Source organism: Bombilactobacillus sp. ESL1092 (assembly GCF_058107465.1).
This window is the reverse complement of the sequence record NZ_CM176594.1, coordinates 1750318-1766377: the sequence shown is the minus strand read 5'-3', so window position 1 is coordinate 1766377 and position 16060 is coordinate 1750318. Positions and strand designations below refer to the sequence as shown.

The 16060-nt window shown below is 36.6% G+C and carries 17 protein-coding genes; 5 read left to right on the top strand and 12 right to left on the bottom strand.

From position 1 onward, the window contains the following. Positions 1-1281, bottom strand: coding sequence for a histidine--tRNA ligase (hisS, locus tag AC3B6Y_RS08435; protein WP_489790984.1), 1281 nt, complete (start codon positions 1279-1281; stop codon positions 1-3). A 590-nt stretch (positions 1282-1871) separates the two neighbouring features. On the opposite strand from hisS, the gene AC3B6Y_RS08430 reads away from it, so the two are divergent. Next, complete coding sequence (locus AC3B6Y_RS08430; RefSeq protein ID WP_489774973.1) at positions 1872-3203, top strand: N-acetylmuramoyl-L-alanine amidase family protein; 1332 nt, start codon at positions 1872-1874, stop codon at positions 3201-3203. Between the two features lie 39 nt (positions 3204-3242). On the opposite strand, the gene AC3B6Y_RS08425 is transcribed toward AC3B6Y_RS08430, so the two are convergent. From AC3B6Y_RS08425 to AC3B6Y_RS08395, 7 genes are all read right to left on the bottom strand, one after another. Continuing rightward, on the bottom strand, positions 3243-3875 hold the full coding sequence (locus tag AC3B6Y_RS08425) for an HAD-IA family hydrolase (RefSeq protein WP_489774972.1): 633 nt from the start codon (positions 3873-3875) through the stop codon (positions 3243-3245). 7 nt (positions 3876-3882) lie between these two features. Continuing rightward, on the bottom strand, positions 3883-4320 hold the full coding sequence (gene dtd, locus AC3B6Y_RS08420) for a D-aminoacyl-tRNA deacylase (RefSeq protein WP_489790983.1): 438 nt from the start codon (positions 4318-4320) through the stop codon (positions 3883-3885). A gap of 12 nt (positions 4321-4332) precedes the next feature. Beyond that, positions 4333-6552, bottom strand: a complete 2220-nt coding sequence (locus tag AC3B6Y_RS08415) for a RelA/SpoT family protein (RefSeq protein ID WP_489790982.1) — start codon at positions 6550-6552, stop codon at positions 4333-4335. A gap of 127 nt (positions 6553-6679) precedes the next feature. After that, entirely contained in the window at positions 6680-7021 is a 342-nt protein-coding gene (locus AC3B6Y_RS08410) for a hypothetical protein (protein WP_489757612.1), read from the bottom strand. Position 7022: 1 nt separating this feature from the next. After that, a complete protein-coding gene (locus AC3B6Y_RS08405) occupies positions 7023-7778 on the bottom strand; it encodes an RsmE family RNA methyltransferase (RefSeq protein ID WP_489757611.1) in 756 nt (251 codons plus the stop codon). After that, complete coding sequence (prmA, locus tag AC3B6Y_RS08400) at positions 7778-8641, bottom strand: 50S ribosomal protein L11 methyltransferase (RefSeq protein WP_489757610.1); 864 nt, start codon at positions 8639-8641, stop codon at positions 7778-7780. The genes AC3B6Y_RS08405 and prmA overlap by 1 nt, the downstream gene beginning before the upstream one ends. Then, a complete protein-coding gene (locus tag AC3B6Y_RS08395) occupies positions 8642-8809 on the bottom strand; it encodes a hypothetical protein (RefSeq protein WP_489757609.1) in 168 nt (55 codons plus the stop codon). A 78-nt stretch (positions 8810-8887) separates the two neighbouring features. Between AC3B6Y_RS08395 and AC3B6Y_RS08390 the strand changes: the two genes are divergently transcribed. Beyond that, complete coding sequence (locus AC3B6Y_RS08390; RefSeq protein WP_489757608.1) at positions 8888-9391, top strand: YbaK/EbsC family protein; 504 nt, start codon at positions 8888-8890, stop codon at positions 9389-9391. Between the two features lie 5 nt (positions 9392-9396). Here AC3B6Y_RS08390 and AC3B6Y_RS08385 read toward each other — a convergent pair whose 3' ends face one another. Next, positions 9397-10887: a glycosyltransferase family 39 protein gene (locus AC3B6Y_RS08385; protein WP_489757607.1), complete on the bottom strand. Its 1491-nt coding sequence runs from the start codon at positions 10885-10887 to the stop codon at positions 9397-9399. Positions 10888-11183: 296 nt separating this feature from the next. Between AC3B6Y_RS08385 and AC3B6Y_RS08380 the strand changes: the two genes are divergently transcribed. Beyond that, complete coding sequence (locus AC3B6Y_RS08380) at positions 11184-11360, top strand: PspC domain-containing protein (RefSeq protein WP_489757606.1); 177 nt, start codon at positions 11184-11186, stop codon at positions 11358-11360. 249 nt (positions 11361-11609) lie between these two features. Here AC3B6Y_RS08380 and AC3B6Y_RS08375 read toward each other — a convergent pair whose 3' ends face one another. Beyond that, complete coding sequence (locus AC3B6Y_RS08375; RefSeq protein WP_489757605.1) at positions 11610-11864, bottom strand: helix-turn-helix transcriptional regulator; 255 nt, start codon at positions 11862-11864, stop codon at positions 11610-11612. A 124-nt stretch (positions 11865-11988) separates the two neighbouring features. Between AC3B6Y_RS08375 and AC3B6Y_RS08370 the strand changes: the two genes are divergently transcribed. Continuing rightward, positions 11989-12648: a LexA family protein gene (locus tag AC3B6Y_RS08370; protein ID WP_489789906.1), complete on the top strand. Its 660-nt coding sequence runs from the start codon at positions 11989-11991 to the stop codon at positions 12646-12648. A 51-nt stretch (positions 12649-12699) separates the two neighbouring features. On the opposite strand, the gene AC3B6Y_RS08365 is transcribed toward AC3B6Y_RS08370, so the two are convergent. Then, positions 12700-13173, bottom strand: coding sequence for an S-ribosylhomocysteine lyase (locus AC3B6Y_RS08365; RefSeq protein WP_489757603.1), 474 nt, complete (start codon positions 13171-13173; stop codon positions 12700-12702). 454 nt (positions 13174-13627) lie between these two features. Between AC3B6Y_RS08365 and AC3B6Y_RS08360 the strand changes: the two genes are divergently transcribed. Beyond that, positions 13628-14131 (top strand): hypothetical protein, encoded by a 504-nt coding sequence (locus AC3B6Y_RS08360; protein WP_489774966.1) that lies wholly within the window; start codon positions 13628-13630, stop codon positions 14129-14131. 22 nt (positions 14132-14153) lie between these two features. On the opposite strand, the gene rbsK is transcribed toward AC3B6Y_RS08360, so the two are convergent. Beyond that, the gene (rbsK, locus tag AC3B6Y_RS08355; RefSeq protein WP_489790981.1) at positions 14154-15095 is read right to left on the bottom strand and encodes a ribokinase; all 942 of its coding nucleotides are present in this window, start codon (positions 15093-15095) and stop codon (positions 14154-14156) included. Between the last annotated feature and the right edge of the window lie 965 nt (positions 15096-16060).

Below are 16060 nucleotides of genomic sequence, written 5' to 3'. Positions count from 1 at the left end.
TTACCCCTTTTTAATTTTAGCCAATAAATCAGCTTGATCATCTAAGTTAACAGCAATTTCTTGACCATCAGCTAATCGTTTTAACTTAGCTTGGCGCGTCTGCAATTCGCTATCACCAATGGTCAAAGTAAATTTCGCCTGCAGGCGGTCCGCTTGCTTAAACTGGCCTTTAACTTTTTTATCCAAATAATCTCGTTCAGCACTGATGCCGGCTTGGCGTAATTGAGCTAATAACTGTGACACGGCTAAAGAATCCGCACTATCAACGCTCACTAAATAAACATCAGGTCCCACCATTTTCGGTAAATGCTGGTTTTCAGCTTCTAATAATAACATTAAGCGCTCAATACCGAGGCCAAAGCCAACTCCTGACACGTCTGGCCCACCTAATTGCTGCACCAAACCGTTGTAACGTCCTCCAGCAATCACCGTCATTTCTTGGTTATTAAAGGCGGCACTTTGAACCATGATTTCATAAATTGTATGATTATAATAATCCAAACCGCGCACCATATTGGAATCAATCGTATATGGAACTTTCAACGCATCCAATAGCGCCGTTACTTGTTGAAAATGTTCTTGGGCTGCAGGAGTTAAATAATCTAAAATCGACGGTGCACCTGCGACAATCTCTTGATCATGAGCATCTTTACTGTCCAAAATTCGTAATGGATTCTTCTGCAAACGAACTTGCGAGTCAGCACTCAATTGCTCTGCCAACGGCGTCAAATAAGCTAATAATGCTTGATGATAAGCTTGCCGAGTTTCTTGATCACCTAAAGTATTGAGCGCAACCGTATAATTATTAATTCCTAATTCATCTAAGAAACTGACCGCCATGAGAATTGTTTCAACATCTAGTTGTGGACTATCACTGCCTAATGCTTCTACGCCAATTTGGTGAAACTGACGTTGACGACCGGATTGTGGTCGCTCATAACGAAACATCGGACCTTTATACCAAACTTTATAAGGGCGCACATACTCGGGCGCAAATAACTTATTTTCTACATAAGCACGTACCACACCAGCTGTGCCTTCAGGCCGTAAAGCTAAGTGCCGGCCACCTTTATCTTCAAAATCATACATTTCCTTGGAAACAATATCAGAAGTATCACCAGACGAACGCGCAAATACATCATATTGTTCAAACATTGGGGTTCTGATTTCATGATATTGATAATTTTTAAAAATTTGTTGGGCTGTGGCTTCAATAAATTGCCATTTTTCAGATTCTCCAGGTAATATATCAACTGTACCTTTAGGTTTTTGATACCGCATCTTTAATCCTCCTTCATCTTCAGACAAGATCGCAATAATTCATTGAGCATTGTTCCAAACTGTGATACTGCCAGCACCAAGTATAAAATTCAACTATAATTTTCATAACCGCACTGGACAACAATCTTTTCAAGTCGCAGGTCTTAATTTGCCAATGATGTGACCGCTTCACTAAAAAACACCCTTGCTCAAGAACAAGGGTGTAAATTAATTACACGGTACCACCTTAATTATCGCTACAGTTAACGCCTGCCAGACGAATTAATTTATTCTCGTCACTGTTACTTTAAGTGAATACTCTCACCGTCATATTCTCTCTGTTAATTTAAAGTAATACTACATTACTACTCTCTTACTAAATTACCATCATCAAAGAGAAAGTCAAGTCTGAACCAGCCAGTTTTTCAATTTGGTGATTTATTTTCAAGCAACCTTAATTTTCAAGAGGATTGCTCTCAAAAACCATTAGATCATTCAAACTTTAAGTTCGACTAAGTCGTAAAATTTCCAAACTCCAGTTCAAATATAATGGCTATTTGCTTTTTAATATTATAATATAGTATTAATCAATATTACAGGATGTCAAATTCATGTTTAAACGCGTAAAACAAATTTTTTCAAAAAATAATTATCATTTGATGAGCTTCTTTTTAATTATTGGATTATTATGCTTAGCCAGTTATTCAACTTTAACTTTGGCTCAATCTAATCAAATTACGGTACAGGCTAATTTCTTAAACGTCCGGTTGGGACCTAGTCTGTCTTACGACACAATTACTCAAGTTAAACGTGGCGAACATTTAACAATCCTCAGTGAAAAAAATGATTGGTATCAAGTGCGGATTGATAGTGACAAGATTGGCTGGGTTGCCAGTTGGCTAATTGCTAATAATGACGCTAACACTTCCAGTAATACCTTTGGTGTGATCAAAGCCCCTAATACTAATGTGCAAAAATATCCGCAAAAATCATCACCTGTTTTAGGAACTTTAATGCAGTCCGATAAAGTCAATATTGTTTACTCTCAAAATAATTGGAGTCAAATCCTATTCGACAAGACAGTAGGCTGGATTCCTAATTCTGAACTGATCATTACTGATAAAGTTCCGGAAAAAATTCAACAAGGATCCCAAAATTCCGGAACTTCCAAAACTGCTAACATCCAATCAGTAACTACCTTACAAAACAATACCCAAATTTATCAACAACCTAACCTGAATTCAAAAATTGTCGCACATATCACCGATCAAACGACTCTACCTTATCTTGGTCGTAGTGGTAAATTTTATAAAATTCGGCTCAATTCGGGAGAAGAAGGCTATATTGCTAGTGGATTAGTGTCAATTTCGGACACTCGCCATGCACTACCTACTGCAGCCACCAAATTACCTGAAGCGACAATCGTTTTAGATCCGGGACACGGTGGTAGCGATCCAGGAGCCTTATCGGCTAATCAAAAGCACTATGAAAAAACATATACTTTAAAAATTATGCAAATGTTACAAGCCAAATTAGAACAAACAGGAGCGAATGTTATTTTGACGCGACATTCTGATACTAATATTGCTCTCGCCGACCGGGCCCGAACTGCAAACAAACTCAACGCAGACGTTTTTATTAGTCTACACTTCGATGCCAGTGACAATGGTCATGCTAGTGGTATTACTACTTACTACTATTCTGCCAAAAAAGATCGGCGATTAGCACAGCATATTAACCAAAATCTAAAACACACAGCTTTACCAAATCGCGGACTAAAATTTGGCAATTTTGAAGTTTTACGAGAAAACGAACAACCTGCCATCTTAATCGAAGGCGGTTATATCAATAATAAAAAGGATTACCGAAAAATCAGTAATCCTACTTATCAAAAACAATTAGCCGATGCCATTTATCAAGGACTGGTGCAAAATTTCCAGTGAATTAATAATTGATAGCTACTTTTGAAACATATTAACTAATTAATGCACAAACAGTGGCTGCATATCGTTCAACTGTTGGACACTATATTCGGCTGTGGCACGATCATGAAAACCATCGACATCAAAATAAATACTGGCAATCTCAGCATTATGTCCGGCTAACACATCTAACGAACGATCGCCGATCATCACCGTTTGCTCTTTGGATAGTTGATATTTTTTTATCAAGTAATTCAAAGCTTGGGGATTAGGTTTCCGGGCAAAGGTTAAACTAGATGTAATAACTTCTGTAAATAACTGTGCAATTCCTTGCTGCTGCAACAAATCTCTCACTTGATTATCGCGATGCGTCAATAAAAAGTTTTGACCACCAGCTGCTATAACAGTTCGTAAAATTTCTTGTGCTTGTGGATAAAGCTGAACTTTCAGTTGTGCCTGATGATCCAAATTTTGATAATATTTTTGCATAGTCACAAAATCCAGCTGTAGCCTTTGTGCAGCCATTTGTAATTCCTTCGTGACTGAACCCAGCTTGATTTTTCGGTACAACTGCTGATCTGAGATTGCTACATCGTCATTAAAATGTTGCAACGTTTGCTTGAGACTTTTTAAAATTCCCGGATACGTATCTGCTAAAGTACCATCATAATCCCAAATTGCATATTTAAACATTGATCAATTACCTCTCATAAATGATTGTCATTGGACCATCATTAGTTAATTGCACTTTCATGTCGGCGCCAAACCGTCCTGTTTGCACTACCAAATTGCTACTCCGCAATTGCTGATTGAATTGCTCGTATAAATCTTTGGCCAAAGCTGGTGCCAGTGCTTCTGTAAAACTCGGACGGTTACCCTTTTTAGTATTAGCGTACAGAGTAAATTGTGAAATTGATAAAATGGCTCCTTGTACATCCAAAATAGATAAATTGGTTTTACCTGCCTGATCAGCAAAAATCCGACTATGCAAAATTTTAGGTACTAAATAATTGACTTGCTCAATTGTGTCGTCGTGCCCAAATCCGACCAATAACATTAAACCGGGCCCAATTTGACCAACCACTGCTTGATTAATACTAACTTGTGCTTGTAAAACTCGCTGTGCTACTACCTTCATTCAAATCAATCCTTAATTAATCACTCGTTGCACGTCGTAAACATCCTGAACATTATTGATCTTATTCATAATATCTTTTAAGTGTTCCAAATTTCTAACTTTTACTGACAAAGTGATATGCGCCATCCGATCTTGATCAACATGACCATTGACACCAGACAACAAATCACTCCGTTTATTGACAACTTGCAATACATCAGTCAATAAACCATTGCGATTATAACCAAACACCTCTAATTTGACATTATAATGATGGTCATGAACATTCCCCCAACTTGCCTCAATCAAGCGGTTATTAGTGCTCTCTAAATCAATATTGGGACAAGCTGCGCGGTGAATAGTTACGCCTCGACCTTTAGTAATATAACCCACAATTTGATCGCCTGGAATCGGGGTACAACATTTGCCCATGTGAATCAATAAGTTATCTGCACCTTGAATATTTACTTCTCGATCCTGAGTTTCATTGGCCACAATTTTTTCTTCTGGCGGCACTTCCGTTTCGGGCGGGGTGTCCTGTAAAATCTTTTGTTCTAATTCAGCTTGCTTTTGTTGTTCCAACTTTTTACGATCCGCTTCTGTCAAACGGTTAACAACCCCAATAGCAGAAATTTCACCATAACCCACGGCTGCCAATAATTCTTCAATAGTTTCAAAATTATAACGTTGACAGACATTACTTAACATTTTTTTACTCAAGTAAGTTTTAGGAGCAAAATTGCGGTCCAGTAATTCACGTTCTAGCTTATTACGACCTTCTTCGATATTATCTTGCCGATCAACACTTTTAAAGTAGCGTTTAATCTTATTCCGCGCTCTTGAAGTATAGACTAGATTTTCCCAATCGCGACTGGGTGCGGCATTACTTTGGGTTAATAATTCTACAATATCGCCGTTACGCAGCTTATAATTAAGCGGAACCATTTTTCCATTCACTTTGACACCCGTCGTATGATTACCAACTTCAGTGTGCACTTGATAAGCAAAATCTAAGGGAATAGAGCCCTTCGGCAATTCTAAGACTTCGCCTTTAGGGGTAAATACATAAACCCGATCACTAAAAATGTCGCCCTTCACACTTTGCATAAAATCTGCATCATTGGTCGTTTCTTCTTGGATCTCCATAATTTCACGAAAGACATCAATCTGATGGTCGTTTTGATCCAAAGTAATGGCGGACTTTTTGCCTTCTTTATAAGCCCAATGGGCAGCCACCCCAAATTCCGCTACTTCATGCATTTGATAGGTACGAATTTGCACTTCTAAAGGTCGCCCTTGGGGACCAATGACGGTCGTGTGTAAAGATTGATACCCGTTAACTTTCGGCACTGCAATATAATCTTTAAAGCGTCCAGGCATCGGCTTCCACTTCGCATGAATATTACCTAAAACACTATAACAATCTCGCACTGAATTAACCATAATGCGAATTGCTAACAAATCATATAATTCTTCAAAACGTTTGTGTTTTTCTTGCATCTTTTTATAGATAGAGTAAATATGCTTTGCCCGACCACTAATGTCATAATGAATGTTTAATTGATCAATATTTGCCTGAACTTCCTGAACTGCTTGTTTAATATAAGCTTCACGCTGTGTGCGTTTGGAATTCATGAGATGAACAATCCGATAATACTGTTGTGGATTAAGGTAACGCAAGGATAAATCTTCCAATTCCCATTTAATTGTACTGATTCCCAAACGATCCGCCAACGGCGCATAAATTTCTAAAGTTTCATTGGCAATCCGCCGCTGCTTATCCGGCCGCAAATAATTTAACGTCCGCATATTATGCAAACGATCCGCTAATTTCACCATGATAACGCGCATATCCTTAGCCGTTGCAAGTAACATTTTGCGATGATTAGCAGCTAATAATTCTTGATGAGATTTGTACTTATATTTGGAAATTTTAGTTACGCCTTCCACAATATTAGCTACGTCATCACCAAATAATTCTCGAATATCATCAGAAACAATCTTGGTATCTTCCACTACATCGTGTAAAAAACCTGCCGAAACAGTATCCGGATCCATTTTTAAATTAGCTAAGATAGCCGCCACTTGAACGGGATGAACAATATAAAGCTCCCCCGAAGCTCGCCTTTGATCTTGATGCACATAAGCCGCCATCTGATAAGCTTTTTTAATATAACTAACATGACGTTCGTTCATATAAGTAGCACATAACGCAAAAACTTCATCAGCCGTATAAACTTTTTCTTTCGACAAAACCGACTGCACCTACCTTTCAGTATAATCTTTCATTAGAGCTTGCTGGAACCACCAGTTCTCTGGTACAGTTCTACAATGCATTACTTAGACATGAGACTAACTGCAGATTGATCATTAATAGTAATTATTTAGAAGTACTCAACAAAAAGGCTAAATACTCCACTAACAAATATAAAATCACCAACAAATATGCATAGATACTCGTCAAATAATGCAATAAAACTAGAAGCAAAAAGAAACCTGGAAAAATTCCAAACGTCCATTTAGGTTGGCGTGTTCTTTTAATCCACCGACCATACAAAACCGCTAAAATTAAATTTAATACTAAAAAGATCAAACCAACTCGCCAAGATTTACCGAGTTTAAAGGTCCCCGCAATTAAAGGGAGAGTAATCGTTAAAACAATTGTTAATAAACAGATTTGACAATAATTTGATTGCCAACATTTTAAAATAAATTTTTTCACGTTAATATTCCTTGTTCAATTCAATTTGGTAAGACAAAGTACTCAAGAAGTACAGCGGTGCCGTTTCTGCCCGCAAAATACGCGGACCTAGGCCACAACTAATATAGTTATTGTGCAACAATTGGGTAATTTCTTCAATATGAAAACCACCCTCGGGGCCAAATAAACAAATAATTGACTGCTGAGCTTGCAATGTCTGCAAGGTTTGTACCAATTGGGCCGTTTCACCTTGTTTAGCAGCTTCTTCGTAAGCAATCAAGCGATGATCTGCTGGAAAATCTAATAATTCGGTCACATTATTTAAATAGCTAATTTTAGGAATGACCAAACGTTGTGACTGGGCCGCTGCTGCTTGGGCAATTTCTTGTAAGCGGGCCATTTTTTTAATTCTAACCGCCGGTTTCCATTTCATAATTGAATAACGGGCTTCAAAAAAAATCAACTGGTGTACACCTAATTCAGTTGCTTTTTGAGTAATTAATTCCAGCTTGTCTTTTTTCGATAAGGCACAGGCTAAAGTGACTTGCACCGGCAGTTCCGTTATCTGACGTGCTTGGGGTTTGAGAGTCACTTCAAAACTAGTTGCTAAAATATTACTGATTGTTGCCACAAAAGTCGCCTGGCTCTGATCAACCAGCCAAAATTGTTTACCTACTGGATAGTGCAACACCTTAATTAAATGTTGGTAATGTGGATTGCCCAACTCTAAACTTGAGGTGTTGGGGGCAAGCGTTTCTGACCAAAAAACTTGTTGCATTAACTTTGCTCCTTTTGAGCTACCAAACAAGACCAGCCCGAACTAATCAATTCTTGTTGAATAACTAAATGTTGCTGTTGTAATAATTTTTTCATAGTTTCTGCTTGTTCCACCAAAAATCCGGACACAATCACTAAGCCTGAAGTATTAAGACGGTCATTGATTTGTGGCATTAAGGCAGTTAGTGGGTCTAATAGCATATTCGCCACAACCATGTCGGCTGTCTGTTGAACACCCGTTAATAGTGAATTTTGACAGACTTGAAACTGACTAGTGAGCTGATTGAGTGCAAAATTTTCTTGAGCAACAGTCACAGCTTCTGCCGATAAATCATAACCATAGAGCTGATTAACACCAAGCTTGGCCGCAGCAATAGCTAAAATCCCCGTGCCCGTTCCGACATCAATTAACGACTCCTGTCCATGAATAAACAGTTCCAATGCTTGCAAACAAAGCTTAGTCGTGGGATGTTCACCCGTACCAAAAGCTTCCTGTGGTCGCAGCATAATTTCTGTGGTGGCTGGTTGAGCATCTTTTTGCCAAGCGGGAACAATCTTTAAAAAATGACTAACAGTTACTGGTTGATAGTATTTTTGCCAATACTTACCCCAATGCACATCAACATTTTCATGTAGGTGTAATTCATACTGATCTGCAGCAATGCCCCATTGCTTTAACTCTTGTTGTAATTGTTGGCACCACTGTTGATTCAATGTCTTTGCCGGCAAATAAATTGCCAATCCTTGATCATCTGGCAAGGTTTCAATCCCTTGAATTTGTTGTTGAATTAATACTGCACTAATTAAATCTAAATTCTGAGTAGCAGTTGTAATGATTAGTTGATTAAAAACTGGTTGACTCATTTAATTATTTTCCTTTACTTTTTTTGAAGTGACATACTTTTTAGTCAAATGTTCAAACTGCTGTTGAACAGTGACCAAGCGTTCATCATCTTGACGGACTTGCTTCAAGATTTGCTCAAAGTCTTGTTTTTGTAAATTAACTTTGGTAGTTTTACGACGTTTAAACATGAAATTCTCACCTATTAGCTCTAAAAATCTAAATCATGTTAATATTATAAATGAAATTCAAAAAGGAGACACGATTTTATGTCCAAAAAAAAGCGTTTATCGAAAACCTTGGTGGAGAAAATTTTAGACAAGCAAAAAATCACTTACCAACCCGTGGATTTTGCCACCCAGCAAGTTGGTGATGTTCAGCAAATTAAAGATGATCCAACCAACGAATTACACGTTTATAAAACATTAGTACTCAATGGTTCTCAAAGCGGTCCTTTAGTGGGTGTTATTCCATTAAATCAACATTTAAGCTATAAATTATTAGCCAAAGCCTCCCACAATAAAAAAGTAGCCATGGTTCCCTTAAAAATGCTCAAACAAACTTCTGGCTTTGAACACGGCGCTAACAGTCCCGTCGGTATTCGTGAACAGCATAATTATCCTATTTATTTTGACCAACAAGCACTTACTGATCAAAAAATCACTTTTTCAGCTGGTAAAATTGGTCGCTCCGTAACCGTGAATATTCAAGATGTTTTGCCTTTAGTTGACGGACAGATCGCTAACATTGCCGTTGCTAAGCCAGAACAATAATTCTCTTACTTATTGGACAGTAGCTCATGTTGACCCAGGGCGCCAATGAACACATAAAATGGTAGGAACTGAATCAAATAACGACTCATTCCTGATTCAAAAAGCATTAAATAGAGTAAGCCACCGATAATCGTCAAATATAAGCAAACTTGTAAAAAGTGTGGTTGTTGCCGCCGCTGTTGCCATAAAGTAATGACTGCTCCCACTAGAATCGCAATCCACCAAACCTGTGCCAACACATAATAAATTGACACATAATGGCCTAAAGGATAAAACAAACTGCGTAAGAAGCCACCCAAAGTGGTTGTTTGGGGGCGATTTTGAATCAGAAAACCCCGCGGTGTGGAATTTTCACCCCAGCCAAATGATCCGTCGCGCACAGTATAGTAAAATTTTTTCATTAAAAATAGCGGATAGCGCCAGCCCATTTTTAAAACCCGCTGTTGATACGTTTGCCAGCCTAATTGTGTTTTATTTTTTTCACCTTTAGTAGCTACAATGCGATTGAAATCTGTCACGTTCCAAGCACCATGTCCCTTAGAACCTAACATCATATAGTACGTAGCTGGGTGCTTTAACTCAGACTTAATCGGATATAGTTGTTGATGTTGATTAATTGTACTGATTGTCACGAAAGTTAAACCAAAACCAACCAAACTAGTAATTAATAAGAAGCAGCTACTTTTTTTCCAAGGTGTTTTTAAAATTACAAGTACTAATATCAATGCCAGCGCAAAAATGATACTGGAAGCTTTCATATACCAACCTAAGGCAAGCATAATCCCCGCCACAGCACTCCACCCGTAACGCTTCATGGAAGTCTGTGTCATTTTAATATTGACCAAACTATAAATCGCTAATGCGGTGGTTAATAACGATAAGGTATCAGTATAAGTAATAATAACCCACGGACTAAATACTAAAGTAATTGTTAATACTACTAATGCAGTGTGCGCTACCTTTTTAGCAGTAATTTTTTTCAAAGTTAGATAAAACAAGACTACTGCTAAATCAATAGCTACGGCATTAAAACAATTAATGAAGGTCCAAGTTAAACTTAAATGTAACAATTGACTCAGCATTAGTAAACCAGCATAACAATAAAACAGTAACAAATTATTTGAACAATAAGATAAGTAGTTATATAGTACATAATTATTTTTATACATGGTGCGCTGAGTTAACGACATCAATACTTTCTGTGGATCCCAGTCATTACTCGTACTTAAAGCCATAATTAAAATAATTTGCCAAATTAGTCCTGCCGCAAATAAACACCAACTAATTATTTTCTGTTGCTGATTTGTCAGCTGTCGCCAGAGATAAATTCCAAGCGCTAATAAGGCCACAGACCCGATGGTTAAACTTCCTAGCCAGAGGCGATGGTTGCTTAAGCGTTGTGGCCCATAAAAGATTGCTGAAACTAACATCCCTAGCATTAACAACCATGTTAGCCACTGCAATAATTTAGCTAATTTTTGTCGCACAAGTGCCATAATCTTCTCCTTTAAGATATTTGAATGTCTGATTTAGCAGCAAGCAACTGTAAAAAAGGATTCAAAACCCCATTGTGAGTTTTGAATCCTTGAGTAATGCCCCTGCCAAGGAACTATATTATACACCTAATTATTGTCTTCCGGATAGTCGGAGTCATTAACTTGGAAAATTATCCTATCTCATTAATGCTGGGACCTTTATAATAAAGCTAGAACTTGAAAAAAGTTCTCTATAACTACTAATCACAGCAAGAAAAACTTTTATGATTCAGTTTAAGAACAAAGGAGGATTTACCATGCATTTACCAATTTATCGTTCCCGCTCTAATAAAGTTTTGACTGGTGTTTTGGGCGGAATAGCAGAATATTTCGACTGGAATGCTAATGTCCTGAGGATTTGTTGGGTTGTACTGACCGTTACACCTTTTCCCGGAGTGATACTGTATTTATTATTGTGGTTATTAATGAAATAACAATTAACACCCTATTCTTAGGCTCTCTGAATTAGTATTTTATAGCCAATTAGAGTCGTTCATCGCAGTTGGAACAAAAGTTGCTTAAAAGTGAGTACTATAAAAGGCCGATGTTCATTTAAATTACGAATTTTTTGTCCCCCCACCTCAATATTTTAAGATAAGAAGGAAAGCTTTGACTCAATTTGCATAATTTTTAGACATTTTCCTTTTGTGTGATCTACTTCTAATTATATGTAACACCAGAATTTAATCTTCATAAAATAATTGTTCAATGGTCATTTCAAAATACTGAGCAATGATTAACATTTCATAATCATGAAAGGGCGCCTTACCGCGCTCTTTTTGCTCATATTGGCGGCGGTTTTTTAAACCAATTAATTGTGCCATTTGCGTGGTAGTTAATCCCCGATTTTGCCGTGCGGTTCTTAAATGAAATTTAGGTTTTAAATAAGCTGCTTTCAAGACTTTCTTATCCAAAGTTTTTTGATCTAATTTCTTCATGATAATTTTACTCCTCTTTGCTAATATCTCATATTGCAATATTTACGTCAAGCTTTTCAGATTTAAATTCAAAAGTTGCTTAATATTTATTGGCTGTGATATATTTATCGCAAGGAGTGATTTTATGCCCAAAAATATCTTAGGACCTATTATTAAACAATTACGTTTAAAACAACATTTAACTCAAAAGGAACTGAGTCAACTAACCGGCTTCAATCAAAATACTATTTCCAATCATGAAAATCAAAAGCGCTCACTACGCGAAGAAGAGATTCTGATCTATGCTAAAGCATTAAATGTAACACCACAAGAATTATTTGATAATTATCGTCAAGCTACAAAAACTCCAGAACTAGTGCGTAAGTATAATTATTTTCCCGAAGGAATTTCTGCTGGTTTACCCCAAGAAGTTGATCCTTTTACTGATCAGCAAATGCAAACCATTAGTTTACCCAGCCAAATTTTAGGTAAATATTCAGATGTCAGAGATATTATATTTCTCCCAGTTAATGGGGAATCCATGAACCGCGTGCTACCTGATGGCTCCTTAATCGGCTTACAAAAAATCAATCAACTCTCCGAATTACACAATGACGATTTAGTTGTCTTTCAAGTTAATCAGGCAGTAGCCGTTAAACGTTTTTACTATGATGCCCAAAGACAATTTGTACAATTCATTCCAGATTCTAATAATCCTGATTTTCCAACTTTAACCTATCAGATTGATGATTTTAATGAAACTTGTATTATCGGTAAAGTCATCATTTGTATCACTAATTTTTAGACAAAAAAGCTTCGAAAAACCTGCACAAGCGGTTTTCGAAGCTTCTTTAAATTAAATAACGTGTCGTTCAAAAGGTTGATCACTGATACCTTCACTTAAGATTTGCTTACACCATTCTTTAGCAGAAAATAAGGAATGATCGCGATAATTACCACAACTATAAATATCAGTTCCTTGCACGTCATCCCAAGTAATTGTTTCAGCAATTTCCGTTAAGGATGATTTTAAAGCTTGAGCAACTTCCGTCGTGGAATGTTGACCCCAAACAATTAAATGAAAACCCGTCCGACAGCCAAACGGTGAGCAATCAATCACGCCGTCCAAGCGATCACGTAACAGTCCTGCTAGTAAATGCTCAATCGTGTGTAAGCCTGCTGTTGGAATTGCATTTTGGTTAGGTTGCACTAAGCGCAAATCATAATTACTAATTAGATCACCCTTAGGTCCGTGCTCTTCACTAATCAACCGCACATAAGGTGCCTTCACTTTCGTATGATCTAAAGTAAAACTTTCAACTTTTGCCATATTAACGCCTCTTTCATTCAGTTCTAAAGTTATTTTACTACTGAAAGGCTTTTTTGGCGAAACGTAACTTGCTTTTAAAATATAACTTGCATATAATTCTTGCAATTAGATAATTAATTTATAAGGAGAGCCAATAATGTTTACAATCTTATTCTTATTAATCTTATTTTTGATTGGTGGTCTCAGTTGGAAATTACTCAAATTTTCTGTCAAATTATTTTTTCTACCATTACTTTTAATTAGCGCAATTATTATTTTGTTTTTCCACTTAATTTGGCTGATCATTCCAATTTTAATAATCTGGGCCATTTTAAATTTAGTCCAACATTAACTTTTGCCAAAAGATTTCCATAAAAGTAAAAATCAACTCATACGTTGACTTTTACTTTATTTTTTTGTCAAGCTACTATTTTGATATAATAGATCTAGTTTTAATTGAAAGGATCAAATTCAGATGAAAAAGTTAATTATTTTAATCAGCACATTATTTATGACAACCCTTGTTTTTAGTGGCTGTGCTTCTAAGACCACTGCTCCTAAAAGTGTCCCCACTACCCTGAGTAACCAAAAATTAACAACCATTTATAACAGCACCAATAATCAGTACGCTAATGTTATTAATAGCTACGCTGACAGTATTCGGGATAATAAACTTGAAACTAAAGCAACTACTCAAACGGCACAACAAGAGTTTCAGCATAGCCAAAGAACATTGCAAAAAAAAGCTTTCAATCAAGCTGCTAAAGACAATCTTTTGCAAATGATTCAAAGCCTTCAAAAAATGAATACTTGTTATCAACAGAATAATTTCACTAAAATTAAAACCTATCAAGCTCAATATCAAGCAGCCGATCATAAGGTGCGCCAAGCACTAAATATCTCTACTGAAAATACTAAGTTAACCAAAGCTCAACAACACTTACAAACAGTTGCTAAATTGCACCAACAGACCAACTAAGTCCAATTAATATTTTGCTAATTTAATCAGCAAAATCAGTTATGCATTTTGAAGAAGATTGCAAAATTTCAGTTCGATAAGGAATTGAGGGTTGTGCCCCATAACGTTGGACGGTTAAAGCCGATGCCTGGTTACCAAACAAGACTGCGGCTGATAAATTGGAAAAGTCCGGCTTCAAGACACTGCTGAAGGCGCCAATAAAAGTATCACCAGCTGCTGTAGTATCTACTGCATGAACTTTAAATGCCGGAATTAATTTCGCAGATTGGCCATCATCCAAAAAAGCTCCTTGACTACCTAAAGTAATAATGACAATAGGCACACCTAATTGGTGTAGCTTCTTTGCAGCAGCACGCGCTGAAGTTAAGTCAGTTACTGGAATTTGGGTTAAGGTTTGCGCCTCGGTTTCGTTAGGAATGATGACGTCGCACAACTGCAACAATTCCGGAGCTAAGTTATCAATGGCTGGCGCTGGATTTAAAATCGTTTTGATGTGATGATCATGAGCCAATTGAAATGCCGCTTGAGTAGCACTTAAGGGTGTTTCTAATTGTGCAATCACAAAATCACTATTTATAATTAATTGTTGATTAGTCTTTACCTCCGCAGTGTCAAAAGAAAAATTGGCGCCGGAATAAATAGTAATACTATTCTCACCATTATCATCGACAGTGACAAAGGCTTGTCCTGTTGATTCGTTGGCAATCGTCTTCACGCCCGCTATATTAATTCCTTCTGTTTGCAACTGTTTTAATAAGGATTCCCCCATCGAATCAGCGCCCACTGCGCCAATAAAAGAAGTTGCACTGCCGGCGCGTTGGGCGGCTACTGCCTGATTGGCTCCTTTACCACCACCGACACTATAATGCTCTTTGGCATGAATTGTTTCGCCAGGGCGAACCAAATGTGGTACTCGTAAATTAGTGTCCCAATTAATACTACCAACGATCGTTATTTTATTCATTTTCTCATCTCGCCATCACAATTAATTAGATTCTTCTCCCTGTTAAAGTAACACGTACTATTAATCTTTGCAATATAGTAATTAAGTAGCCACTTTCAGTCTTAAACATCAAAGAATATATGATCTTTTTAATATAAATTATTATTTATCAAGAAATGTGATAAAGATATTTTTTAATAATTATGATATAATACTGATATTCTAAAAAAGAAGGTGAAACTTATGTCATGGATGGATATTGTTCAAAGTGCATTACAAATGAGCTCTGGAATTTTGCAAGATGTTAGTGGTTTCTTTGACATTTTTAGATAAAGTTTATCATAACTAGCAATTTTCTTTTTTAACTGTCATTAATTCAGTTAATGGTGACTAAATAATTTAATCAAATTATTTAGTCACCATTTTTTGATTTAAAATATTTAATTATCAGAATACTTCTTAGCTTGAAAATAACTGTCAATTGGTTAATTTTTAGTAGTTAGAGTTTATTATTTTCTCTTCCAAACTTATATTATATGTAAAAGAAAAGAAATTATAATGGAGTGCTAAACTTTATTTACGCGAATACTTAATGCCAGTAGTAGCCTTCCATATCTTCAGTAATAACTACCCGCGCTTTTCCAAACTTTCTAATAGATCCAGGTGAAAACTTCCCCGGATTCTGCTTATACGTTATGCAAACATAAGATTCATTTTTTCCCACAAAAAGAAGCAGTTTTTGCATTCATAATATCATCATTATTCAAGTCAATATTCATCCTTAACATCTCCGTCTTAAAATTAAACTTGAAACAACAACTGAAGTGCAACACCTAAAACCAAAGCAATAACCGCAGAAGCTGTATATCTATGCATTTTTTCTTCATAAGTTCTGTCTTTACGCTTTCTTTTTTTCATCATATGCTAAACCTCCTACTCTAAATTAGATTTTAGGGGTATAGAAACAGGCACTTGGTTGAGTGCAA

Excerpts from the sequence above, each read along its gene's own strand:
- hisS (WP_489790984.1), bottom strand. The coding sequence starts at position 1,281 with ATGCGGTATCAAAAACCTAAAGGTACAGTTGATATATTACCTGGAGAA.
- AC3B6Y_RS08430 (WP_489774973.1), top strand. The coding sequence starts at position 1,872 with ATGTTTAAACGCGTAAAACAAATTTTTTCAAAAAATAATTATCATTTG.
- AC3B6Y_RS08425 (WP_489774972.1), bottom strand. The coding sequence starts at position 3,875 with ATGTTTAAATATGCAATTTGGGATTATGATGGTACTTTAGCAGATACG.
- dtd (WP_489790983.1), bottom strand. The coding sequence starts at position 4,320 with ATGAAGGTAGTAGCACAGCGAGTTTTACAAGCACAAGTTAGTATTAAT.
- AC3B6Y_RS08405 (WP_489757611.1), bottom strand. The coding sequence starts at position 7,778 with ATGCAACAAGTTTTTTGGTCAGAAACGCTTGCCCCCAACACCTCAAGT.
- prmA (WP_489757610.1), bottom strand. The coding sequence starts at position 8,641 with ATGAGTCAACCAGTTTTTAATCAACTAATCATTACAACTGCTACTCAG.
- AC3B6Y_RS08395 (WP_489757609.1), bottom strand. The coding sequence starts at position 8,809 with ATGTTTAAACGTCGTAAAACTACCAAAGTTAATTTACAAAAACAAGAC.
- AC3B6Y_RS08390 (WP_489757608.1), top strand. The coding sequence starts at position 8,888 with ATGTCCAAAAAAAAGCGTTTATCGAAAACCTTGGTGGAGAAAATTTTA.
- AC3B6Y_RS08385 (WP_489757607.1), bottom strand. The coding sequence starts at position 10,887 with ATGGCACTTGTGCGACAAAAATTAGCTAAATTATTGCAGTGGCTAACA.
- AC3B6Y_RS08380 (WP_489757606.1), top strand. The coding sequence starts at position 11,184 with ATGCATTTACCAATTTATCGTTCCCGCTCTAATAAAGTTTTGACTGGT.
- AC3B6Y_RS08375 (WP_489757605.1), bottom strand. The coding sequence starts at position 11,864 with ATGAAGAAATTAGATCAAAAAACTTTGGATAAGAAAGTCTTGAAAGCA.
- AC3B6Y_RS08370 (WP_489789906.1), top strand. The coding sequence starts at position 11,989 with ATGCCCAAAAATATCTTAGGACCTATTATTAAACAATTACGTTTAAAA.
- AC3B6Y_RS08365 (WP_489757603.1), bottom strand. The coding sequence starts at position 13,173 with ATGGCAAAAGTTGAAAGTTTTACTTTAGATCATACGAAAGTGAAGGCA.
- AC3B6Y_RS08360 (WP_489774966.1), top strand. The coding sequence starts at position 13,628 with ATGAAAAAGTTAATTATTTTAATCAGCACATTATTTATGACAACCCTT.
- rbsK (WP_489790981.1), bottom strand. The coding sequence starts at position 15,095 with ATGAATAAAATAACGATCGTTGGTAGTATTAATTGGGACACTAATTTA.